This is a genomic window from Nocardioides sp. SLBN-35, assembly GCF_006715725.1.
GTDB lineage: Bacteria > Actinomycetota > Actinomycetes > Propionibacteriales > Nocardioidaceae > Nocardioides.
The window spans coordinates 681,642-703,985 of record NZ_VFNU01000001.1 but is presented as its reverse complement, the minus strand read 5'-3'; the positions used below and the strand labels follow the sequence as shown (position 1 = coordinate 703,985).

Sequence of the window (22,344 nt, the reverse complement as noted above, 5' to 3'; positions counted from 1 at the left end):
GAGCGGCGGGCGCCGCTGTCAGGCGGTGAACTGGGCTCGGATCGCGGGTAGGACCTTCTCCCCGATCAGGCGCAGGGCGCCGATCGGGTCGGTGCCCATCGGTGGGCCGAAGGAGATGTGGCGGACGCCGGAGTCGATCAGCTGGCCGCACTGCTCGATCACGTCGTCGACGCCGCCGACGATGCCAAGGCCGAGCATCGCGTCGGTGACCGAGTCGATCGCGTCGGCGACCCGGCCCTGGTTCATCAGCGACTGGGTGTGCTCGAACTCGGCGACGTCGAGGCCGTTGGCCCTGAGCGCGGCGGGTGCCAGCGAGCCGCTGTACTCGGCGATGTGCGCGGCCAGGATCCTGCGGGCGGCGGCACGGTCGTCGGAGATCGAGGCCCACACGCAGGCGGCGAGGTCGAAGTCCGCCATCGTGCGCCCCGCCGCGGCGTTCGCCTCGGCGATCTGCCGGGTGACGGCGCGCACGTGGCGCGGCGGCAGGCACAGGGACAGGGCGCCGTCGGCGAAGCCGCCCGCGACCGCCAGCATCCGGGGGCCCAGGCCGCCGACGTAGATCGGGGTGGGATGGGCGTCTCGCAGCACGGCCTGCTCGGACCAGCCCTCGGCGGCGTACGGCGTGCCGAGCGGGCTGCGGCCGGCGAGCAGCTCGCGGATGGTCACCACCGCCTGCCGGGTGCGGGGCGCCGCCTTGAGGGCGGGAGTGATCCCGGCCCGCGCGAAGTAGACGTCGGAGCCGGCGCCGATGCCGAGCAGGAACCGCCCGCCGGAGAGCTCCTGCAGGCCCGTGGCGATCTGCGCGATCTGCCCCGGATGCAGGCTGACCGGGTCCAGGACCCCGCTGCCGAACTTGATCCGCGTCGTCCGCATCGCGATGGCGGCGAGGGAGACGATGCCGGGCTCGCCCAGGAAGTCGTTGCCCGTCCAGACCTGGTCGAAGCCCGCCTCCTCGGCGGCGATGGCCTTCTCGACGACCCCGAGCACGCCGGGCGCTCCGGTCTGTCCGCCGACGCGGGCGCTGAAGATCGGGGTCATGAGGGCTCTCCTGTCGGTGGCGTCGGGTCGACGACCTCGACCCGCATGCGCAGCTCCTCCGGTGTGTCGGGACACATCACGAGGGGGCGGGCGGCGAGATAGGCGTCCGGCAAGGCGGCGCCGAGGCTGGGCTGGACGGCCGCGATCGCGTTGGTGATGGCGAAGTAGCAGAAGGTGCGGCCCTCGGGCACGGTCACGCCGGTGGCGGTCAGCTCGAAGCTGTCGCCGACCGCCAGACCACAAGCGGAGTAGTTGAAGGCCTCGACGGTGCAGCGCACCCGCAGGGTCATCGCGGATCCTCCCCGAGCTCGTCGATCCGCAGCACGACCCGGTCCTCGGCGTGCGGGCAGGACAGGTAGGGCTTGCGCACCAGCCAGTCATCGACCGGCAGCGGGTACTGGCGGGCGGCGAGCACCGGCGCCACGGCGGCGAGCGCGGCCGAGCAGAACTCGCGACCGTCCGTCGCGATGGTGGATCCGTCGATGACGACGCCGTCCCCGACGCGCAGTCCGCAGCGCGGGCTCTCGGCACGGTCCACCACGACCCGCAGCCGCGGGGCCGGGGCGGTGAGCTGTGGCTCGGTCATGACCCCGCGCCCCGCAGCGGCCCGGCGCCGTACGTCGGGTCGTCGGGCAGGGTGAGCCGCTGCTGCTCGTCGGCCAGTGCGGAGGCGGCCAGCGGGGCCATCAGCATCCGTCGCGTGCCGGCGTGCGCCAGGGCGCCGTAGGCATCGCGGAGCACCCGCTGCACCGGGCTGCGGTCCAGGATCAGCTGTCCGCCGAGGAGCTCGGTGGTCAGGTCAACGACCCGGCGCAGCGCCACGGCGGCCGCCGCGTTCGCCGCCGTCATCCGCGCCTCGTGCACCGGCGCCAGCTCGTCACCGCCGAAGATCACCTCGTCGACGAGGTCGGCGACCGCCCGCACGCCGGCGTAGGCGAAGTCGACCTCGGCCATGGCCAGGCCCAGCGTCTGCAGCGCGGCGGAGTCGGGGTTGACGGCGCTGCCCGGGGGCACCCGACGGCCGACGACGGCGGCCGCCTCGTGCACCAGGTGCCGCGCGACGCCCAGGGCGACGCCTGTCAGGGCGTAGTGCGCCAGCCGGACGCTGCGGTTCAGCGGGTCGCGGGACTGGTCGTACTCGGCCTCGCGGTCGAAGGAGTGGTGCTCCGGGACGAAGACCGGCTCGACGATCTCGTACGACGTGCTGCCGGACCCGCGGACACCGAGGGTCTGCCAGTTGTGCAGGACCGTGAGCCGGTCCTTGGGCAGCCACAGCCCGAGGTGCATCTGCTTGCCGCCCGAGCCGATCACCGGCGTGTCGCCGTCGAAGACCTCAGCGCTGCCGACGACGTGGTCCGCGGTGTAGCTCCCGCTGCCCCAGTCCCAGTGGCCGGTCACGAGGAAGCCGCCGTCGACGCGCTGGGCCCGGCCCCGGGGATGGAAGGAGCCGCTCGTGGGCCGGTCGCGGGTCGGGTACAGCTCGGCGTAAGCCTGGTCGCCGAGCCGGGCCGCGTAATAGCCGCCGGCGTTGAGGACGGCGACGTTCCAGGCCGCGGAGGCGTCGACGGCGGCGATCTCGGCGACCACCTCGGTCTGCTGGGCCAGGGTCATCTCCAAACCGCCCCGGAAGGCGGGGAAGGCCATCTGGAAGACGCCCGAGGCTCGGAAGGCGGCCTCGAGCCGGGGGGTGAGCCGGGCCGCCTCCTCGACCGCGTCGGCCTCGGCGGCGACCAGCGGCAGCAGCGCCCGGGCGTTGGCCAGCACCGCCCCGGCCGAGTCGGGCGCCCGGAGGTCGACCCCGAGGTCGTCGGCGGTGGAGGAGGGGGTGGTTGTGGTGGTCACGAGGAAGGTCCTTTCGAAGGCGCGGCTCAGGCCGCGATCGGCTCGCCACCGGTGACCCAGATGGTCTGGCCGGTGAGAGCCGGGGAGGCGACGAGCAGGCACACCGCGGCGGCCACGTCGTCGGGGGACGGGAAGGTGGGCAGGGCGAGGCGCCGGCCGAGCTCCTGGCCCAAGGCGGCGGCAGGGCCGGACGGCTCGTCCGGCGCTACCGGGTCGAGGACGCGGCCGGGCGCGACCACGTTGGCGGTGATGCCGGCGCCGCCCTCCTCGAGGGCGAGATGGCGGGTGAGCACGGCACCGGCGGCCTTGGCGGCGGCGTACCCGCCGGCGCCTGGGAGGGGGCGCGCCATCGACGCTCCGGCCACGTAGACCACCCGGCCGCGGCCGAGCCGGCGCATCCCGGGCACGACCCGGGCACACAGCGCGGCATGGGCTGTGACACCCGCCAGCTGGCCGGCGAGCACGCCGGGGTCCAGCTCGGCCACCGGCGTACCGAAGTCGGCGGACGGGTGCGCCGCGTTGACCAGGATCTCGACCGGGCCCCAGCTCGCCTCGAGCGTGCTCATCGCGGCGTCCAGGGCCGAGGGGTCGCCCAGGTCGCAGTCCAGGGCCTGGACGCAGCCGGGGACCTGCTCGCCCGATCGGGACAGGGCGACCACGCGCGCGCCTTCGGCCGCGAGCGCCCGCACGACCGACCGGCCGATCGGTCCGGTCGCGCCCGCCACGAGGGCGACCGGGCCGGCCGCCGTCATCGCAGCACCGCCGAGAGGAAGCCGCGGGTGCGCTCGTGCTGGGGGTCGTCGAGCACCTGCCCGGGCGAGCCCATCTCGACGATGACGCCCTGGTCCATGAACACGACGCGGTCGGCCACCTCGCGGGCGAACCCGATCTCGTGGGTCACCACGACCATCGTGATGCCGCCGGTCCTGGCCAGATCCTGCATCACGGCGAGCACCTCGCCGACCAGCTCGGGGTCGAGGGCCGAGGTCGGCTCGTCGAAGAGCATCACATCCGGGCGCAGCGCCATCGCCCGCGCGATGGCGACCCGCTGCTGCTGGCCCCCGGACAGCTTCGACGGGTAGGAGTCCTCCTTGCCGGCGAGGCCGACCCGGCCGAGGAGCTCGGCCGCGTGCGCCCGGGCCTGCGCCGGCTTGTCCCGCTTGACCCGGATCGGCGCGAAGGCGACGTTCTCCAGGGCCGTCATGTGCGGGAACAGGTTGAAGTGCTGGAAGACCATGCCCACCTGCAGCCGCTGCTGGCAGGCCGCGGACTCGCGCAGCTCGTGCAGCCGGCCGGCCCGCTCCTCGTAGCCGATCAGGCGGCCGTCGACGCGGATGGTGCCGGCCGAGATGCCCTCCAGGTGGTTCAGGGTGCGGAGCAGGGTGCTCTTGCCGGACCCGGAGGGACCGATGATGCACACGTTCTCGCCCCGGCCGACGTCGAGGTCGATGCCGTGCAGGACCTCGACGGAGCCGTAGGACTTGCGTACGCCGCGGATGGCGATCATCGGGCCGTCGTACGTCGACGGGGCCAGGGTGTCGGTCGCGCGCCTCACTTCTCGGCCGCCTTTCGCTCGAGGAAGTACTGGCCGACCGAGAGCACCGCGATGACCGTGAGGTACCAGATCGTGCCCACGATGAGCATCTCGATCGTGCGGAAGGTGACGCCGGAGATGCCGAGCACCGCGGTCATCAGGTCGCCGCCCGCGATCACCGAGACGATGGCCGAGGCCTTGAGCATCCCGATCAGCTCGTTGCCGAGCGGCGGGATGATCACCCGCAGCGCCTGCGGCAGCACGATGAACCGGAGGGTGCCGACCTGCGGGAGGCCGAGCGCCATCGCGGCCTCGTGCTGTCCGCGGCCGACCGAGAGCAGGCCCGCACGGACCACCTCGGCCATGTAGCCGGACCCGGCCAGCGCCAGTGCCGTCACCGATGCCCAGAACGGCGTGACCACCTCGCTGACGGGCGCGGACCAGAGCTCCACACCGGTCAGGGGGATCGCGATCGTGAGGTTGTCGAAGAACAGCCCGAGGTTGCCCACGAAGATCAGCAGCACGACGAGCGGGATGCCGCGGAAGACGAAGACCCAGACCGCGGCGGCGCCGGCGACGATCCGGCTGGCCGAGGTCCGCATCACGCCGACGACGACGGCCAGGACCAGTCCGGCGACCATGCCGAGTGCGGTCATGGCCAGGGTCAGGCGAAGTCCGCGCAGCACGTTGGCGTCGAAGAGGTAGTCCCCGACGACGCTCCACTCGAGGTTGTCGTTGGTGGCGACACCCTTGATCGCTCCGGCGACGAGCAGCAGGACGATGCCCGCGCCGATCCCCCGCCCCCAGCGCCGGACGGGAACGAGCTTCGGGACCGGGGTGGGGTCGACGGGTGGTGCGGCCACGGGCGGGCCGGCCACAGCTGGCTTGGTCATGAGCGTGGCCGCTACTTCTCGCCGACCGGCGTCGAGGTGATCGGGTTCGCGACGACCTCGTCGACGGTGATGGCGGCGGCCGAGGAGTCGTTCGCGGCGAAGATCTCGTCGTAGCGCCCACTCTCGATCAGCGCACGCAGCGCCTCCACGAGCGCCTTGGTGAGCTCGGGCTTGTCCTTGCCGACGGCGATGCCGTTGTAGACGGGGGCGATCTCGTCCTCGGGGACCTCGACCGAGGCGAGATCGGCGTCGGCGTCAGCGGCGGCGACCTGGCTGGCCGTCGTGTCCAGCCAGGCGTCGATCGAGCCCGACTTCACCGCGCTGATCGCCAGCGTGGCGCCTTGGAACTCCTTGATCTTGACCGGCTCGGAGGCGCACTCCGCCGCGCTCACGCTCTTCAGCTCCGCGACCGTCTCCGAGCCGACGGGGGCGCCGATCGTCGTACCGCACATGTCCGCGATCCTGGTCACGCCGTCGGCGTCGGCGGCGGGCAGGAGCAGGGCCATGGTCGTCTTGTAGAACGGCACCATGTCGACGATGCTCTGCTCCCGCTCCTCGGTGACGTTGACCTGACCGAAGAGCGCGTCGACCACCCCGGACTGCACGCCCGGGAGCTGCGCCGGCCACTGCATGTTCTGCCAGGTCGACTTCACCCCCAGCTCCTCGCCGAGCGCAACGGCGAGATCCGGGGCCAGGCCGACCGGCTTCGTCGTGTCCGAGGCGGTGACGCTGATGATCGGTGGTGTCTCCCAGAGCGCCCCGAAGCTGACCTTGCCGGAGTCCTGGTTCGCCTTCGGCAGGGTCTTGAACAGCGCCGTGCCGCCGGTGGCGGTCTGCTTGTCGCCGTCGTCGGAGGAGGAGCCGCAGGCGGTGAGCGAGGCGGTGGCGGCGAGGGCGGCGACCAGGCCGATCGCCCGGAAGCGGTTCGTGAGAGGAGTCATGGCGGGTTCTTTCTCTGGGGCGCGGACAGGGACGCGCGGGAGGGGAGGTCCCGAGAAGGGCGAGGCTTCGGTGGACGGGATCGGTAGGCGGGGTCGGTGGACGGGCGGGATGGTCGGAGCGGACAGGGTCAGACCAGGACCAGGGCGCACCCTGCTCGGTCGGCGGCCAGCCTCAGGGCGGTCTTGTCGGCACGATCTGCTCCGCAGAGCACGACGGTGTACTCGTGGCCGAAGCGGTCGAGGAAGTAGACGACCTCGTCGTCGGTGGTGAGCGCGGCTCCGGGGCGAGGCATGATCGTGGCGAGCCGGCGTACCCGCTCCTCGCCGTGCTCGGCCAGCACCCGGGCGGCCGCGTCGGCGACGTCGGCGGGTACCTCCGGCAGCACGCAGATCCCCCGCCGCCACCCGGTGGGCCGGTGGAGCGCGCGCAGCCGGAGCTCCCAGGCGTCGGCGCTCGTCGCGGCCATCAGCTCGGCTCCTTCAGCCGACGGAAGGCGGAGCCGTGGAAGACCAGCGGCTCCCCCGCGAGGTCACCGACGGTGTCGCCGTCGACGTCGAGCACCTCGAGCAGGACCATCGTGTGGTCGCCCGCGGGGAACTCGTCGTGGATGCGACACCACAGCCGCAACGGGGTGTCGGGGACGATCAGGGCGCCGGAGTCCATCCGCCGCAACGGGTCGTTGACCAGCCGGGCCTCCTTCTCGCGCGAGGCCAGCTGGCGACAGAGCTCGCCGTGCTCGGCCCCCAGCACGCTGACGCCCAGCGAGCCGGCGCGCTTCAGCAGCGGCCAGGTCCCCGACCCGTTCTGTACGGCGAACGCCACCAAGGGCGGCTCGAGCGAGACCCCGACCGTGAAGGACGACACCACCAGCACCTGGGGCGCCCCGTCGACGACGGCAGCGAGCACCGCGACACCGGAGGGGAAGCGGGCGAAGGCCTCGCGGAGACGGCCTTGGTCGAGTGCGGTCCCGGTCACGCCGGCTCCTGTCGTCGGTGCTGGGCGGCGCGGGCGGGGGCTGCCACGACCGTGTGGACGTACTCGGCCGCAGGGACGCTGAGCGCGTCGCGCAGCTCGAGGAAGGCAGGAATGCTCCTCCTGCCGGGCCAGTCGTCGGGGAGGAGCGACAGCGGCAGCCCGGGGTCGACGTACGGGATGGGGCGCCAGGCGTCGAGGGCGAGGATCCACCTGCGGAAGGCGTTGCGCGGCCCCGGGTCGGCTCGGTAGGCGGCGAGCGACGCGCCGTGGGCCGAGAGGAAGGTCTCGTGGCGGGCCGCGATGGCCGACAGGTCCCACCACTGCGCGATGGCGTCGGCGGGCGCGGTCGCGCCGCGGATCTCCTGGACCACGAAGAGCGTGACCTGCCCGGTGAGCCCGAGGTCGGCCACGATCTGCTCCGCCTCGTCGATCAGGAAGCCGGGCCCGATCCACAGCGCGCCCGCGACCGAGCCGCAGCCGATCCAGCTCAGGCGGCGCTTGAGCTGGTGGCGCAGCTGCCGGTCGTCCTCGGGGACGGTGAAGGAGATGACGAACCAGTCGTGGTCGTCCTCCATGAACCGCGGCTGGCGGATGCGCCGGTCGCCACGCTCGAGCATGCGGCGGGCGGCGTCGGTCAGCGAGTAGCCGGCACTGCCCGCCCGCGCCTCGAGGACCAGGATCCCCTTGGCCTTGACCCGGGTCAGTGCGGTGCGGGTGCGTCCGGCCGGGACGCCGAGCTCGTCGAGCAGCGTGACGAACGCCGAGGAGGACAGCCAGCCGCCCTCGGCGCGGACACTGACCCCGATCACGGTGCGCAGCAGCGAGGTGGTACTGCCGACCCGCGCGTCGAGGTCGTCCATGACACCACTCATGTGCCCTCCGTCGACCTGCATCGCTGGCGGAACAGATATTTCATAACTGTTCCGTACGTCACACTCGTGAATGTAATCCGGCTTCGTCACGTTCGTCAACGAAATGAAGCGTCGAGTCTGTTAACGCTGATGACAGGCGTGTTACGCCGACCGCCGACCCGGGCCACTAGAATCCGGACGTCAACGCCGCCGGCAGCACAGCTGAGAAGGATCGACTCGTGGATGAGCTCGTCGACGAGTTCGGCGCCCGGCCTGGGAGCGCGACATCGTTGCTGCGCACCGTCCTCGGCGTCTCCGTCGCGGCCGGGGAGCCCTGGCTGACCTCGGGCTCGCTGGTGTCGTTGATGGAGGCGGTCGACGTCAGCGGGGCGCGAACCCGGACCGCCCTGACCCGGCTGAAGGCGAAGGGCATCGTCACCACCGAGGTCCGCGACGGGGCCTCGGGCTACGTGCTCACCCCGCGCGCCGAGGCGACGATCCAGCGCGACATCCAGCGAATCGTGGCCCCCCGCTTCATGAGCGTGGACTCGCCCTGGTGCGTGATCTCGTTCTCGATCCCCGAGGAGCAGCGCGACCTGCGCCACCAGCTGCGCCGGCGGCTCACCTGGGTGGGATGCGGCTCCGTGGCGGCCGCGCTCCTCATCGCCCCCGGCTTCATGGTCGACGAGATCGAGCAGATCGTCGCCGACCTCGGTGTAGCGGACCGGGTGACCCTCTTCATCGTCGACTCGATCCGGGGCGCGACCGAGCCGTCGGTCGCCGTCCAGCGCTGGTGGGACCTGGAGTCGGTCTGGGCGCTGCACGACGTGTTCCGCGCGACCGTCGGTCCCGACGTCGAGGCGTTCCGGGCCGGCCGTGAGCCGCGCGCGGCGTTCCGCACCTGGATCCGGGCGCTGGACACCTGGCGGCCGATCACGTACGTCGACCCGGCGCTGCCCGCCGAGTTCCTGCCGAGCGACTGGCCGGGCAACGAGACGCTGCCCCAGTTCCTCGAGCTGCAGGACCTGGTCCGCGAGCCCGCCGCGGCCTATGTCGCCGCGGTCGTGGGGCAGGGCCCGGCGTAGGTCCTCGAGTCCGCACGCATCTGACGAATGGGTCGTGAATTCGCCGGATTCACAGCCCATCCGTCAGATGCGCGACCCCGAGACGGGCCCTCAGTCGTTGGTGCTGAACGCCGCGTCGAAGGCGGCAGCCGGGGCGTCGAAGGCGAGCCGCCGGACGAACTCGAGTGCCTCGGGAGCGCCGACGAGGGGGTCCATGCCGGCGTCCTCCCACTCGACGGAGATCGGGCCGTCGTACCCGATCGTGTTGAGCATCCGGAAGGACTGCTCCCACGGGACGTCGCCGTGGCCGGTCGAGACGAAGTCCCAGCCCCGACGCGGGTCGGCCCACGGGAGGTGCGAGCCGAGGCGTCCGTTGCGGCCGTTGCGGCCGTTGCCGGTCTGCCGCTTCGCGTCCTTGCAGTCCACGTGGTAGATCCGGTCCTTGAAGTCCCACAGGAAGCCGACCGGGTCGAGGTCCTGCCACACGAAGTGGCTGGGATCCCAGTTCAGACCGAACGCCTCGGCGTCGACCATGACACCATCTCGGCGCTCGCCCTGGAGTCGCCGAGCGGCGCCCAGGGGGTGAGCCTGCTGCCCTACTACGGCGGCGAGCGGACCCCCAACCGGCCGGAGGCGGTCGGCACCTGGACCGGCCTGCGCACCCGCACCACCCGGGCCGACCTCGCCCGCGCCGCGTTCGAGAGCCTGGCCTGCTCGCTGACCGAGGCGGTCGGTCAGCTCACCCGCCGCCTGGACGCTGAGCCTGCCCGGGTGCTGCTCGTCGGTGGCGCGGCCCGCAGCGAGGCGCTGCGGGTCATCCTGGCCGGCGTCCTCGGCCGCCCCGTGCTCGTCGCGGAGCCGGCCGAGTACGTCGCGATCGGCGCCGCCCGCCAGGCGGCCTGGACCCTCACCGGCGCCGCCGATCCGCCGCCGTGGCCGGCCCCGCGGGGCGACGAGGTGGTCGCCCCGGCGACGGCCGAGGTGCTCGAGCGGTACGCCCTGCTCCGCGAACGGACCCAGGGCTGGGAGCCCGGCGCGCACGGCCGTGCGGACTGACCCGGGCGCCGACGCACCCCGCCCAGCAGGGCGGACCGCCGCGCCCACCCTGCTGCGCTCGGTGCGCACCGGCCGTGGGCTCCGCGCGGCCGACCTGGCCGCGGAGATCGGCGTCCACCCGATGTCGGTCCTGCGCTGGGAGCGTCGCGAGCGGCTCCCCGGCCCGGCCCACATCCATGCGCTCGCGCGGGTGCTGGACCTCGACCCGACCAGGGTCGCGGACTTCTTCGACGACGCGCGGGCCGCTCCGCCGGTGTCCCCGGCCCCGGGGTACCGCGGCTGCGCGCTGCGACCACTGCGCTGGTCGGCGGGCGTCTCGGCGGCCGTCGTCGCCCGCCGGGCCGGCGTCCCGGTGGCGACGGTCTACAACTGGGAAGGCGGCCGGGCCCGGATCCCGGCGCACCGGATCGCGCCCATCGCGGAGCTGCTCGGCGTACCCCACGACGACCTCGTCTCGGCGCTGGCGACCCCGACACCGATCGTCCTCCGGCCTGCCGCACCCGCCGGTCCTCTGCGCCGGTTGCGGCACGGCAGCCGGCTCAGCCAGTCGCACGCCGCCCGGCTGGCGGGTGTGGACCGTCGCTCGCTGGGCGCCTGGGAGCGCGGGGAGGCACGCCCCTCGCTCGCGGCGGTACGCCGGCTGGCCCGGGCCTACGGCTTACCGGTCGCCACGGTCGCGCGGGCGGCCGGGATCGACCCACCACCCCTGCTCGACCACCGCCGGTGGCGCCAGGGCGACCTGCCCCGGGTGCTGCGCACGCTGCGCGCGTGGACCGGGCTCACCCAGGCCCAGGTGGCCCGGCGGTGCGGCTGCAGCACCGCCGCGGTGCGCACCTGGGAGTCCGGCCGGACCACCCCGAGCGCCCGGCTCATGCAGCGCCTGGAGCAGACCTTCGGCCTCCGCGCCGGCGCGCTCGACGCGATCCGCTGACCGGCACGCTCACCGGCGTGGGCCAGGAGTCAGCGCGCCCAGAGGGGTCTTGACCTGGTTGCCGATCACCTTGGCCAACGGCGCGTCGAAGATGCACGAGGCCGGGTTGGTCACGACCTCGGAGGACACGATCGGGTCGGTCGAGTAGACCAGGTAGCGGCCGTCGGCAGCCGCCGGCGCAGGTCCTTGTGACCGTGGTCATCAGACCCTCGACGATCCCGAGCCCTCGTTGAGCGCCTTGGCCATCGGACCCAGGCAGTTGGTGGTGCACGACGCGTTCGAGATCACGATGTGCTCACCCGGGTCGTAGGAGTCGTGGTTGACGCCCATCACGATCGTCACGTCCTGGTTCGAGGCCGGCGCCGAGATGATCACCTTCCTCGCTCCCCCGCCATCGGCATGCGCGCGCGCCTTCGCACCGTCGGTGAAGAAGCCCGTCGACTCGACCACGACGTCGACCCCCAGCTCGCCCCACCCCAACGCGGCCGGGTCCCGCTCGGCCGAGACCTGGATCTGCGCATCGCCCACCACGATCACGCCGTCACCGGCAGGCGGATGGTCGGGGACCGGTCACGCGACTGCGTGGCCGCGGCTGATCATGACCTCGGCGCCGGCCACGGACCTGGACGCCGAGTAGGGAGCGGCTATCCCGCGTTCGCCGGCACCCCGACCTGCTCGGCGTGGTGGTGCACGATCAGCCACTCCTGCCCGTTCCTCTGCAGGACGTCGGTCACCCGGAAGGACGACTCGCCGTCGACGGCCACGGCGTGCAGCACGTACCTGACGACGGCGCTCTCCTCCCAGCGGTCGACCACCGGGTCGCGGACCTCGACCACGGGCAACGGCCCCGAGGGCGGTGCCGGCTCGGACGTACGACGGTCGCGCAGGGCGTCGAGGTCCGCGAGCCCGATCAGCCCGCCGGGCTGGTCGGACTCCCAGATCGTGACGTCGGGGTGGAGATGCGCGTCGAAGCCGGCGCGGTCGCCGAGTCGTGCGTACATCTCCCGGGTCGCCCGGACGATCTCGCCGTCGGTCTCCCTGATAGCCGTGGTCACGCGTGGTTCTCCTTCGCCAACGTCTCGCGCAGCGGCCCCAGCCCCATCGGACCGAGCCCCAGCGCCGTCATGTGGAACTGCTTGAGGTCGAAGGCCGCTCCGGACGCCGCAGCCCGGGCGTCGCGGGCGGCGGTCCACAGCCGGGCGCCGGCCTTGAACGCCAGCGCCTGGCCGGGCCACCCGAGGTAGCGGACCACCTCCCAGTGCGCGGTCACCGGGTCGATCCCGGCCACCCGGGCCAGGAACTCGGTGGCGACCTCGGGGTCCCAGCGCTCAGCGGTGAGCAGCGGGTTGCCGGCGGGGACCGGGAAGCCGAGGTGCAGCCCGATGTCGATCACGATCCGGGCCGCGCGCCACAGCTGGGCCTGGTAGATGCCGAGGATCTCGGCCTCCTCGTGCACCATGCCCCAGTCCAGCGCGAGCTGCTCGGCATAGTGCGCCCAGCCCTCGGCGTAGCCGTGCACGTGGCACAGGTAGCGCTGCCAGGGGTGCAGGTCGCGCAGGCCCATGGTGACCGCGAACTGCAGGTGGTGGCCGGGCAGGCCCTCGTGGTGCACCGTGCTCACCTCGCGCCAGGTGGGGACGCGCTCCGTGCCCGGGGGCACCGACCACCAGACCCGGCCGGGCCGGGTCAGCCCCGGGTCCGGGGGCGAGTAGTACATGACGCCGGAGCCGGCCGTCACCATCCGAGCCTCCACCCGCCGGGTCGCGTCGGGGATGTCGAAGAACGCTCCGTCCAGTCGCTCGCCGAGCTCGTCGAGGCGTCCCTGCAGCCAGGCCACGAGCTCGGGGCCGGGGCGCACCGAGGCGCCGGGACGCGCGTCCAGGGCCAGCCGGGCGGCAGCCGGCTCGCGCTCCCCCGTCAGGCGGTGCCCGAGCGCCGCGGCGGCGGCATGCAGCCGGGCGAGCTCCGACCAGCCGTAGTCGTAGAGCTCCGCGGGATCGATCTCGGCGCCGAGGAAGGCACCCGCGGTCACCCGGTACAGCTCGGCGCCGACGGCGTCGGTGGGGGTGGCCAGCGGCGCCAGCTCGGTCCGCAGCAGGCCGACCAGCCCGTCGGCCGCGGCCGAGACCTGGTCCGCCCGCGCCACCAGCTCGCCGTGCAGGGTCGGGTCGCCGTCGTGCCGGGCGACCAGCGCCCGGTAGAAGTCGGTGCCCGCGGGGTCGATCCACGAGGCCACCTGGTCGGCGACCGTGCCCACCTGTCGTACGGCGGCCCGCCCACCGGCCCGGGCGGAACGGAGCAGGGTCCGGCCGTAGTCGGCGTACCCCTGCGCGGCCGCCGCCAGGTGGGTGGAGATGCGGGCCCAGTCCTGCTCGGAGTGGTCGGGCAGGTCGTCGAAGACCTCGCGCAGCCGGTGCACAGGCGTCGCGAGGGGCGCCAGCAGGGTGGTGGTGAACCCGGCGTCGTACAGCGCGATCTCGGAGTCGAGACGCTCGGCGAGGGCCCGGCCCAGCGCGTCGTCCGGCCGCGGGGGCAGGGCGGCACGTGCCGAGCGGTCGGCCGCGTCCCGGGCGGTGAAGCCGTCCCAGGTCAGGTCGGGGAGCAGCAGGTCGACGTCGTCGCCGCGCGCCTGCGCCGCGGCGGGATCGACCGCGGCGCGCGCGTCCAGGTAGGCGTCGGCCGCGGCCCAGGACGGGGACCCGCTCATCCGGCGGCGCCCGCAGTCAACGCGCGCAGCGCCGGGAGCACCTCGCGACCGAGCAGCCGGATGCCGCCCAGCCCGGTCAGTCCGTGCGGCGTGCCGAACTCGACCCGGGTCGCCCCGGCCGCCACCAGCGCGGCGGCGTGCTCGGCGATCTCGCCGGGCGTCCCGCAGAGACTGAACAGGTCGAGGACGTCGTCGGGGATCAGCCGACCGGCCGCGTCGTGGTCGCCCTCGGCGAGATGGCCGCGCAGCCGGTCGAGCAGCTCGGGGTCGACGGCCACGGTGCGGTCGAAGCCCGCGACCACGTCGAGGTACATCGCGACCTCCGCACGCCCCAGCCTGCGGGCGAGCTCGCGGTCGTGGTCGACCACGGTCACGGCGCCGGCCACGACGCCGACGGCGTCGGCGGGACGCCCGGCGGCGGTGGCCGCCGGAGCCAGCCAGGATGCCATCAGGCTCACCATCGCCGGGTTGGCGCAGCCGCCGAGCTTGACCTCGTCGGCGTACCGGCCCGCGATGGTGGCGCCGCGCGGACCCCAGACGCCGAGCAGCAGCGGCGGCGGACGCTCGGGAAGCCGGTAGCGCAGCCGGAAGCCCGGCTCGATCCGGAAGTGCTCGCCCGCGAAGCCTCGGTCGTCGCCGTCGAGCAGCAGTCGGACCACCTCGACCGCCTCGGCCATCGCCGCCATCGAGGACGGCGCCGCCAGGCCGATCTGGCCCAGCCACGCGCCGCGGGTCAGGCCCCAGTACGCGCGGCCGGCCGACGCCTCGTCGAGCACCGCGATCTGTCCGGCGATCTCCACCGGGTGCAGCAGGGTGCTGTTCAGGCAGGCTGTGCCGAGGTTGAGCCGGTCAGTGACCCGTGCCGCGGCGAGCAGCGACGGCAGCGGCGGCTGGAAGCCGAGGTCGGCGAAGACGCTCACGCCGTCGAAGCCGAGATCCTCCGCGACCCGGGCGATCTCCTCGTACTGCTCCGTCGACTTGTCGGTCTGGATGCCCAGGCTGAACCGGGCCCCCGGCGAGCCGGTCGTCATGTCGGTGCTCCCATCGATGCGATCTCCTCGGCCCGCCAGCAGGCCACGACGCTGTCCACGGCCGGCCGCAGCGCCGGCTCGGTGCGGCACTGGTCGGTGCTGTACGCGCAGCGCGGGCTGAACCGGCAGCCGGCGGGGATGTTCGCGCCGTCCGGCACCTCGCCCATCAGCGCGAACGGCAGGCTCGGCTCGGCCGAGATCTGCGGGATGGCGCGGACCAGCGCCTGCGTGTACGGATGGCGCGGCTGCGCCATCAGCTGCCGGGTGGGCCCGGTCTCCACGATCCGGCCGAGGTACATGACCGCCGTACGGTCGGCGATCTCGTGGACCAGGGCCAGGTCGTGGGAGATGAACAGCAGGCCGACGTCGAGGTCCCGCACCAGCGACAGCAGCAGGGAGACCACCTGGGCCTGGGCCGAGGCGTCGAGCGCGGTGACGGGCTCGTCGGCGATGATCAGTCGCGGCTCCGCTGCCAGCGCACGGGCGATCGCCAACCGCTGGCGCTGTCCGCCGGAGAACTGGTGGGGGAAGCGCCGGGCCGCGTCCGGCGACATGCCGACCCGGGACAGCAGGTCCGCAACGCGCTCCGCACGTTGCGCTCCCGTCACCGAGGCCGGGATCCCGTCGAGGATCTGCGAGCCGACCGTACGCCGCGGGTTCAGCGAGCCGTACGGATCCTGGAAGACCATCTGCAGGCGGGTCTGGCTCTCCGCGCGGCGGCGCCAGCGCACCGGCTGCACCGGCTCGCCGTCGAAGCGCACCGTGCCGCCGCTCGGCACGGCCAGGCCGGCTGCGGCCCGGGCCAGCGACGACTTGCCGCATCCCGACTCGCCGACCAGACCGAGCACCTCGCCGGCGGCGACCTGCAGGTCCACGCCCTCCACCGCGCGCACGGTGCCCCGTGACGGCGAGCGGAACTCGACCGACAGGTCGGCCACGTCGAGCAGGCTCACGGCGCTTCCTTCCTCACGTCCCATCTCAGGCCCCCGACTCGACCAGGCTCGGCGCCACGGGACAGGCCAGCTCCCGGGTGGCCGAGGTCGCCACCACGGGAGGCAGCGCGCTGTCGCACTCCGGGGTGCTGAAGCCACAGCGCGGAGCAAACGGACAGCCGGGCGGGAACTGGCCGGGGACGACGGGCGAGCCGGGGATGGCCTTCAGCGTGCGGCCTCCGGCCAGGCCGTGCGGGCGCGCCGCGAGCAGGGCGGCGGTGTAGGGGTGCTTCGGCGCTGTCAGCATCTCGGCGGTCGGGCCGCTCTCCATCACGCGGCCGGCGTAGAACAGGTAGGAGCGTCGGGTCAGCGAGGCGAGGACGCCGAGGTCGTGGGTGATGAACAGCACCGAGAGATCGCCGTCGGCGCGCAGCTCGTCGAGCAGGGTGAGGATGCCGGCCTGCACCGTCACGTCCAGCGCGGTCGTGGGCTCGTCGGCGATCAGCAGCCGGGGCCGGCAGGCCAGTGCCACCGCGATCGCGATCCGCTGCCGCATGCCACCGGAGAACTGGTGCGGATAGGCCTTGAGCACCCGCTCCGCCTGGGGGATCCGGACCCGGTCCAGCAGCTCGACGGCGCGCTTGCGCGCCGCTGCCCGGTCGAGGCCGAGACCCTGCCGCATGTGCTCGGTGAGTTGGGTGCCGATGCTCAGCATCGGATGCAGGGCGGCGCTGGAGTCCTGGAAGACCATGGCGATCTCCGAGCCGCGCACCTGCCGCCACGACCTGTCGTCGAGGCCCACCAGCTCGCGCTCACCGAACCGGATCGAGCCCTCCACGACCGCACCCGGCGGCAGCAGGTTGAGCAGCGTCGACGCGGTCAGGCTCTTGCCGGACCCGCTCTCGCCCGCGACGCCGACGATCTCGCCGGCGTCGACGCGCAGGTCGACGCCCCGGATCACGTCGACCGGCCCGGCCGGGCCGGGCAGGGTCACGCGCAGGCCGGAGATGCGAAGCAGCGGCTCTCCCGTGGATCCGGTCATCGGGCACTCCGGTTTCTCGGATCCAGCCAGTCGCGGATCGCGTCGCCGAGCATGTTGAACGCGAGCACCGTGGTCAGGATCGCGATGCCGGGGATGATGCTGACCCACCACTTCGACAGGTCGGTGGACCCGGCCGCGATCATCGCTCCCCACTCGGGGGCCGGTGGGCGCGGCCCGAGGCCGAGGAACGACAGCGAGGCCAGGAGCAGCACTGCATTGCCCAGCTCGAGGCTGCCCAGGACGACCGACGGACCCACGCTGTTGGGTACGACGTCGCGGCGCAGCGCCGTCCACGGCCCCACGCCGAGCATCCGCGAGGCCTGGAGGAAGTCCGAGCCCCTGATGGAGAGCACCGCGCTGCGCACCACCCGGGCGTAGATCGGCCACGACACGATCACCAGCGCCAGCACGGCATTGCGGGTGCTCGGCCCGAAGGCCGCGGAGACCGCCATCGCCAAGATGATCTGGGGGAACGCGAAGACCAGGTCGGTCAGCCTCATCAGCGCCTCGTCGACCCCGCGGCCGACGTAGCCCGCGACCAGGCCGAGGGTGCCACCGAGGGCGAGCGCGAGGGCCACGATCACCACGGCGAGCGGCAGGGACAGCCGCGCGCCGTAGATCACCCGGCTGAGCACGTCGCGTCCCAGCTGGTCGGTGCCGAACCAGTGTGCGCCGGACGGCGGCGAGTAGTACGTCCCGACCTGCTCCAGGGGGTCGTACGGCGCGATCACCGGCGCCAGGAGGGCGGCCAGAGTCCAGCCTGCGAGGATCACCGCGGCGAGAAGGGTCAGGCCGCGCCACCGGGTTCGCCTGGCCCTCGCTCCGGCCGCGCCCCGCCGCAGCCCGAGCCAGCGCCGGGGCGCCAGCGCCGCGTCGCTCGCCGGGTCCGCCAGGGCGGCGGGGCTGGGGCTCACGGCGTCCGGCGTCGGGTCGGGGAGGGTCATAGCCGGATCCTCGGGTCGATCACGCCGTAGAGCAGGTCGACGAGCAGGTTGACCAGGGTGTAGACGAGCGCCACGAACAGGCTCACGCCCATGATCGCCGGGAGGTCGAGGTTGACCGCGGCGCGATAGGCGTACTGGCCGACTCCGGGCCAGCTGTAGATCTGCTCGATGAGCACGGTGCCCGACAGCAGCGAGGCGAAGGCGAGACCGCCGACGGTCACCACCTGCACCAGGCCGGCGCGCAGCACGTGGCGGCGCAGCACGGTCCAGCGGGACAGGCCCTTGGCCGTCGCCGCCTTGACGTAGTCCTGGTCGAGCACCTCGAGCATCGCGGAGCGCACGAAGCGGATCAGGGCCGACACCGTCAGGCAGGTCAGCACCAGCACGGGGAGCGCCAGGTGGGCGACCGCGTCCCAGAAGACCTCGGGCCGGCCGGTCAGCAGCGCGTCCACGGTGTACATCCCGGTGATCTTGTCCGGGGGGACGTACTGGACGCTGAGCCGGCCGCCGTTCGGCGCGATCCCGAGGATGTAGAAGAAGACGTACAGCGCCAGGATCGCGAGCCAGAATGACGGCGTGGAGAGCCCCACCAGGGCGACCCCGCGCACGGTGTGGTCGGCGGCGCGGTCCTTGCGGACGGCCGCCCACATGCCGACGACGACGCTGATCACCAGCGACAGGGTCATGGCCGGCAGCGCGATCTCCAGGGTCGCCGGCACGTAGCGGCCCAGATCACCGGCGACGGTGTTGCCGGTGCTCTGCGAGATCCCCAGGTCGCCCTTGAGCAGGTTGCCGAGATAGGTGAGGTACTGCACGACCATCGGCTGGTCGAGCCCCCACTTCGCCCGGTAGGCGGCGACCACCGCAGGGTCGTTCTGCGCCGACTCCGAGAGGTTCGTCGTCGTCGGGTCACCTGGGACCAGCTGCACCAGCAGGAAGGTCACCACGGTGACGCCGAGCAGCAGGCCGAGCGTGATCAGCAGCTTGCGTACGACGAACCGGGCCAGCCGGCCGCGGTGCCGGTGGACGACCACGGTCCGGGCCGTCGTGGCGGCGCTCTCCCCCGTGCTCGGAGGCGCCGCCCGTCCGCCTGCCACCACCTACTTGCGCCCGATGTCCGCGACGTCCAGGGTCCAGCCCGCCGCGGTGAAGGTCGCGTCGGACAGGTCGGGACTCGCGACCACGACGCCGGAGTTGTAGGCCATCGTGATGTACGGCGAGTGCTGCAGCATCAGCCGCTGCCAGTCCTGGATCGCCGTCGCCTGCTCGGCCGGGTCGAAGGTCGACAGCGCCTTCTGCGCCGCCGCGACCGTCTCGGGGTCGGCGTTCTGCTCGGTCCAGCCGGCGGCCTCGGCCGCGCCACCGCCCGGCATCAGGTCGGAGACCTCGACGGTCGCCACCGGGTAGTCGAGCTGCTGCGGGCTGAAGCTGAGGGCGACCTTGCCGCCCTTGCGCTGCTCGAGGAAGGACGCGATCGGCGCCGGGTCGAGCTCGATCTTGATGCCGGCCCTGGCTGCGTCGGCCTGGACCTTGGTCGCGATGGTGCCGAGGTCGACGCCACCGAAGGTCAGCGCCGGATAGAGCAGCTTGACCGGGGTGTCGCCCACGCCGGACGACGCCAGCAGCGCCTTGGCCTGGTCCAGGTCCTGCTTCTGCGCCTCGGAGCTGGGCAGCGAGCCGGCGAACGCCGTCGGCACGTCGCCCGCCGCGGGTTGGCCGCCCTCGCCGAAGATCGCCGCGATCCCGTCGTAGTCGATGGCCGCGCGCAGCGCCTGGACGAAGTCGCTGTTGGAGGTGACCTTGCTGACCGACGGGTCCTGGCTCAGGCGCAGCTGGTAGTAGATGTTGGGGCTGCTGGTCTGCTGCAGCTCACTGGGCAGTCCGTCGAGCGAGCTGCCCGACAGGTCCATCGCGACCGAGGCGTCCGGCTTCTTCGACATGGTCAGCTTCTGGTTCTGCACGTCCATGTTCTGGAAGACCACCCGCGGGAAGGCGGGCTTGTCGCCCCAGTACTTCGGGTTCGCCGACAACACGATCCGGGAGGCGGCGTCGAAGGACTCGATGACGTAGGGGCCGCTGCCGGCGGCCGTGGTGTTGAGGTAGCTGGTGAGCTTGTCGGTGCTCGCGGCGTCGGCGCTGTCGTCGCCGCCGTGCTCCTTGGCCACCTTGGAGTTCAAGATCCCGGCCGCGGGCATGGTGAGCATCGAGGGCACGCTCGGGTCCGGGACGGAGCTGGTGACGACCACGGTGTGCTCGTCGGGCGCCTCGAAGCTGAGGTTGGTGACGATCGCCGCGGCGCTGCCCTTGAGGTTCTTGAGCCGGTTGAGGCTGAAGACGACGTCGGCGGAGGTGACCGGGCTGCCGTCGGAGAACACGGCGTCGGGGTCGAGCACGAAGGTGAACGTCGTGGCGTCCGGCGAGGCCTCGTAGGACTCGGCCAGGTCGGGGACCGGCGTGGTGACGTCGTCGCCCTCGAAGGTGACCAGGGTGTCGTAGAGCGCGTGCACGACGACATTGCCCGTGGGCTCGTAGACCGCACCGGGATCCAGGCTCTTCACGACGAACGAGGTGTTGACGGTCAGTGCCGAACCGCTGCCCGCCTCGGACTCGCCGCCTCCACAGGCCGCCAGGCCCGAGACCACGACGACCCCGATGACGGCTCCGATGAGCCGCCGAGGGGTGAACGTGCGCTTCATGGTCTTCCTCCCAGCTGGGCAGAGGGGCATGGCCCACCGTGGCCCGGGTTGTGGTGCAGTGAACAGACTTTTGCGTCACTAAACACCGTGATTCGTCTCACGTCAATGGTTCTCCGTGCGGACCGGCCCCGGAGGCTCGACCGCGCAGCACGGCGGCCACCAGCGCGACCGGCGGCGAGCCGTGGGAGAGCAGCTCGTCGTGGAAGGCCCGCAGCCGGAACCCGCTCCCGGCCCGCGCCCGCGCCTCGGCCCGGACGGCGTGCAGCGCGTCACGACCCAGGACATAGCTCGAGGGGTAGGTCGGGTTGTCGTGGCGCAGGTAGCGGCGCACCTCCCCGGCGGCCAGGTGCTGCTCCATGCCGGCCCGCTCGACCAGCAGCGCCACGGCCTCGGCCTCGCTCAGGGTCCCGGTGTGCAGCCCGACGTCGATGACGATCCGCAGCGCCCGCCACAGTGCGTTGCGCCGCTTGAACAGCCGCACCCCGTCGTCGGCCATGAAGCCCGACTCCTCGAGCAGGTCCTCGACATACAGGCCCCAGCCCTCGACGAACTGCGGCGACTGCACGAAGCGCAGCACCGAGCCACGCTCGGTGCCGAGCTTGTGGTGCACCGCCTGGAGGTGGTGGCCCGGATAGGTCTCGTGCCCGGCGATCGAGGCGATGAAGACGTGGCTGTTCTCGCGCGCGTGCCCGCGGCGTCGCTCCGCCGCGAGGCGCGGGTCGGTCGGCGTGATCCGGAACTCGCTGCGCAGGCCGGCGGCGTATGGCGCGCTCGGCGCCATCTCGCCGAGCGGCAGGCTCTCGCGGCGGTACGCCGGGACCCAGTCCAGCACGCACTCCTCGCCCTCCGGGAGGCTGAGCAGGCCCGCCTCGGCGGTGTGCCGCCGCACCGCGCGCGTCGCGGCGCCGTAGGCGTCGAGGAGCGCGGCCGGCTCGGGGTGGTCGTCCTTGATCGCCTCGATCTGCTCGCGCCAGTCGCGGCGCGGGTCCCGGGCCGCGGCGAACGCGACCAGGGCCGCCTCGTCGGAGTCCACCCGCTCGCGGCCCAGGGCCGTCAGCTCCGCGGCGTCGAGGTCGAGGTGGTGGACCTCGCGCAGCAGCAGATCGACGTACGCCGTCCCGGCCTGCCACCGGCCGGTGGCGCGCTCAGCCAGGGCGCCGGAGAAGTCGGCGAACTCCTCGACCGCGGACCCCGCGGCCACGGCGGCCGCGGCGACGTCGCCGGCCAGCGCCGGCGGCAGGCCCGTGACGTACTCGGGGACCGCGGTCGCGAGGAAGCCCGCCAGCCCCCGGGCGGCGGTCTCCCCCATCTCGGCCCACACCCGCGGCACGTCCTCACCCAGGTTGGCGCGCGCCGCGTCGAGGTGGCCCGGGATCCGGCGCAGCCGGGAGAGCAGGGCGTCCGCGGCGGGCGCGTCGCCGGGGACCATCACCGCCGACAGCGCCGAGCCGAGCCGCTCGGCGTACCAGTAAGGCACCCGGGACGCCACCCGGATCCGCTCGTCAGTCGCGACTCCCCGGCGCAGCTCGGCCAGCAGCACCTGGTGCTCCAGCCAGGCCCGGGTGCCGGGGTCGGGCGGCGCCGCCCGCTCGGCCTCGGCGAGCAGCCGCCGCCGCGCGGCCTGCTGGTCGGCGAGCGCATCGCGGTCGACCTCGCCCAGCTCCCCCTCGCGGCGCCGGTCACCCGCCTCGCTCGCCGCGATCGGGTCGGCAGCGTAGGCGAGCTCCGCGACCGGGTGCAGCTCGTCGGCCTCGCTGATCGGCACGACACCTCCCAGCGGCTCGACGGGTCACATCCAGTACTGTGATCCAGGTAACAAGTACAGTACCATCAAACAAGAGTTTGATGGTCCCAAGAAGGCCTGAG

Annotated in this window: 24 protein-coding genes and 1 pseudogene; 3 read left to right on the top strand and 22 right to left on the bottom strand. The window is 73.2% G+C overall.

Features of this window, described 5'->3' with window-relative positions; all coding sequences use genetic code 11:
* Positions 1–18 precede the first annotated feature (18 nt).
* From FBY23_RS03535 to FBY23_RS03485, 11 genes are all read right to left on the bottom strand, one after another.
* On the bottom strand, positions 19–1,038 hold the full coding sequence (locus FBY23_RS03535) for an LLM class flavin-dependent oxidoreductase (RefSeq protein WP_141796880.1): 1,020 nt from the start codon (positions 1,036–1,038) through the stop codon (positions 19–21).
* Complete coding sequence (locus FBY23_RS03530) at positions 1,035–1,328, bottom strand: TIGR04076 family protein (protein WP_141796879.1); 294 nt, start codon at positions 1,326–1,328, stop codon at positions 1,035–1,037. The genes FBY23_RS03535 and FBY23_RS03530 overlap by 4 nt, the downstream gene beginning before the upstream one ends.
* Positions 1,325–1,624 (bottom strand): TIGR04076 family protein, encoded by a 300-nt coding sequence (locus FBY23_RS03525; protein ID WP_141796878.1) that lies wholly within the window; start codon positions 1,622–1,624, stop codon positions 1,325–1,327. The genes FBY23_RS03530 and FBY23_RS03525 overlap by 4 nt, the downstream gene beginning before the upstream one ends.
* On the bottom strand, positions 1,621–2,880 hold the full coding sequence (locus FBY23_RS03520) for an acyl-CoA dehydrogenase family protein (RefSeq protein ID WP_141796877.1): 1,260 nt from the start codon (positions 2,878–2,880) through the stop codon (positions 1,621–1,623). Before FBY23_RS03520 ends, FBY23_RS03525 begins: the two co-directional genes overlap by 4 nt.
* A 26-nt stretch (positions 2,881–2,906) precedes the next feature.
* Positions 2,907–3,632, bottom strand: a complete 726-nt coding sequence (locus FBY23_RS03515) for an SDR family NAD(P)-dependent oxidoreductase (RefSeq protein ID WP_141796876.1) — start codon at positions 3,630–3,632, stop codon at positions 2,907–2,909.
* On the bottom strand, positions 3,629–4,387 hold the full coding sequence (locus FBY23_RS03510) for an amino acid ABC transporter ATP-binding protein (RefSeq protein ID WP_141800837.1): 759 nt from the start codon (positions 4,385–4,387) through the stop codon (positions 3,629–3,631). The genes FBY23_RS03515 and FBY23_RS03510 overlap by 4 nt, the downstream gene beginning before the upstream one ends.
* 44 nt (positions 4,388–4,431) lie before the next feature.
* Complete coding sequence (locus FBY23_RS03505; protein WP_141796875.1) at positions 4,432–5,307, bottom strand: amino acid ABC transporter permease; 876 nt, start codon at positions 5,305–5,307, stop codon at positions 4,432–4,434.
* Between the two features lie 11 nt (positions 5,308–5,318).
* Positions 5,319–6,248, bottom strand: a complete 930-nt coding sequence (locus tag FBY23_RS03500) for a transporter substrate-binding domain-containing protein (protein WP_141796874.1) — start codon at positions 6,246–6,248, stop codon at positions 5,319–5,321.
* 128 nt (positions 6,249–6,376) lie between these two features.
* Positions 6,377–6,715, bottom strand: coding sequence for a hypothetical protein (locus tag FBY23_RS03495; RefSeq protein ID WP_141796873.1), 339 nt, complete (start codon positions 6,713–6,715; stop codon positions 6,377–6,379).
* Entirely contained in the window at positions 6,715–7,224 is a 510-nt protein-coding gene (locus FBY23_RS03490) for a flavin reductase family protein (protein WP_141796872.1), read from the bottom strand. The genes FBY23_RS03495 and FBY23_RS03490 overlap by 1 nt, the downstream gene beginning before the upstream one ends.
* A complete protein-coding gene (locus FBY23_RS03485; RefSeq protein WP_222117713.1) occupies positions 7,221–8,084 on the bottom strand; it encodes a PaaX family transcriptional regulator C-terminal domain-containing protein in 864 nt (287 codons plus the stop codon). Before FBY23_RS03485 ends, FBY23_RS03490 begins: the two co-directional genes overlap by 4 nt.
* Before the next feature lie 230 nt (positions 8,085–8,314).
* Between FBY23_RS03485 and FBY23_RS03480 the strand changes: the two genes are divergently transcribed.
* Positions 8,315–9,160 carry a PaaX family transcriptional regulator C-terminal domain-containing protein gene (locus tag FBY23_RS03480; protein WP_141796870.1) on the top strand — a complete coding sequence of 282 codons (846 nt, stop codon included), beginning with the start codon at positions 8,315–8,317 and terminating at the stop codon, positions 9,158–9,160.
* 90 nt (positions 9,161–9,250) lie between these two features.
* On the opposite strand, the gene FBY23_RS03475 is transcribed toward FBY23_RS03480, so the two are convergent.
* Positions 9,251–9,673 carry a sugar phosphate isomerase/epimerase gene (locus FBY23_RS03475; RefSeq protein ID WP_260805721.1) on the bottom strand — a complete coding sequence of 141 codons (423 nt, stop codon included), beginning with the start codon at positions 9,671–9,673 and terminating at the stop codon, positions 9,251–9,253.
* Here FBY23_RS03475 and FBY23_RS03470 point away from each other — a divergent pair.
* Together FBY23_RS03470 and FBY23_RS03465 are read left to right on the top strand one after the other, a co-directional pair.
* Positions 9,566–10,195 carry an FGGY-family carbohydrate kinase gene (locus tag FBY23_RS03470; RefSeq protein WP_141796869.1) on the top strand — a complete coding sequence of 210 codons (630 nt, stop codon included), beginning with the start codon at positions 9,566–9,568 and terminating at the stop codon, positions 10,193–10,195. The genes FBY23_RS03475 and FBY23_RS03470 overlap by 108 nt on opposite strands.
* On the top strand, positions 10,185–11,126 hold the full coding sequence (locus FBY23_RS03465; protein ID WP_160158143.1) for a helix-turn-helix transcriptional regulator: 942 nt from the start codon (positions 10,185–10,187) through the stop codon (positions 11,124–11,126). Before FBY23_RS03470 ends, FBY23_RS03465 begins: the two co-directional genes overlap by 11 nt.
* A 190-nt stretch (positions 11,127–11,316) precedes the next feature.
* On the opposite strand, the pseudogene FBY23_RS03460 reads toward FBY23_RS03465, so the two are convergent.
* The 10 genes and pseudogenes from FBY23_RS03460 to FBY23_RS03415 all read right to left on the bottom strand — a co-directional run.
* A pseudogene (locus FBY23_RS03460) lies at positions 11,317–11,672 on the bottom strand (glyceraldehyde 3-phosphate dehydrogenase NAD-binding domain-containing protein); the annotation flags it as partial.
* A gap of 98 nt (positions 11,673–11,770) precedes the next feature.
* Positions 11,771–12,181 carry a nuclear transport factor 2 family protein gene (locus FBY23_RS03455; protein WP_222117712.1) on the bottom strand — a complete coding sequence of 137 codons (411 nt, stop codon included), beginning with the start codon at positions 12,179–12,181 and terminating at the stop codon, positions 11,771–11,773.
* On the bottom strand, positions 12,178–13,833 hold the full coding sequence (locus tag FBY23_RS03450; protein ID WP_141796867.1) for a DUF885 domain-containing protein: 1,656 nt from the start codon (positions 13,831–13,833) through the stop codon (positions 12,178–12,180). The genes FBY23_RS03455 and FBY23_RS03450 overlap by 4 nt, the downstream gene beginning before the upstream one ends.
* Positions 13,830–14,864, bottom strand: coding sequence for an LLM class flavin-dependent oxidoreductase (locus FBY23_RS03445; protein WP_141796866.1), 1,035 nt, complete (start codon positions 14,862–14,864; stop codon positions 13,830–13,832). The genes FBY23_RS03450 and FBY23_RS03445 overlap by 4 nt, the downstream gene beginning before the upstream one ends.
* Positions 14,861–15,817, bottom strand: coding sequence for an ABC transporter ATP-binding protein (locus FBY23_RS03440; protein ID WP_260805720.1), 957 nt, complete (start codon positions 15,815–15,817; stop codon positions 14,861–14,863). Before FBY23_RS03440 ends, FBY23_RS03445 begins: the two co-directional genes overlap by 4 nt.
* A 25-nt stretch (positions 15,818–15,842) precedes the next feature.
* Positions 15,843–16,838: an ABC transporter ATP-binding protein gene (locus tag FBY23_RS03435; protein ID WP_141796864.1), complete on the bottom strand. Its 996-nt coding sequence runs from the start codon at positions 16,836–16,838 to the stop codon at positions 15,843–15,845.
* Positions 16,835–17,782, bottom strand: a complete 948-nt coding sequence (locus FBY23_RS03430) for an ABC transporter permease (protein WP_141796863.1) — start codon at positions 17,780–17,782, stop codon at positions 16,835–16,837. The genes FBY23_RS03435 and FBY23_RS03430 overlap by 4 nt, the downstream gene beginning before the upstream one ends.
* Positions 17,779–18,879: an ABC transporter permease gene (locus tag FBY23_RS03425; RefSeq protein ID WP_260805718.1), complete on the bottom strand. Its 1,101-nt coding sequence runs from the start codon at positions 18,877–18,879 to the stop codon at positions 17,779–17,781. Before FBY23_RS03425 ends, FBY23_RS03430 begins: the two co-directional genes overlap by 4 nt.
* 3 nt (positions 18,880–18,882) lie before the next feature.
* Entirely contained in the window at positions 18,883–20,478 is a 1,596-nt protein-coding gene (locus FBY23_RS03420) for an ABC transporter substrate-binding protein (RefSeq protein ID WP_141796862.1), read from the bottom strand.
* Between the two features lie 97 nt (positions 20,479–20,575).
* Positions 20,576–22,243 carry a DUF885 domain-containing protein gene (locus FBY23_RS03415; protein ID WP_160158142.1) on the bottom strand — a complete coding sequence of 556 codons (1,668 nt, stop codon included), beginning with the start codon at positions 22,241–22,243 and terminating at the stop codon, positions 20,576–20,578.
* Between the last annotated feature and the right edge of the window lie 101 nt (positions 22,244–22,344).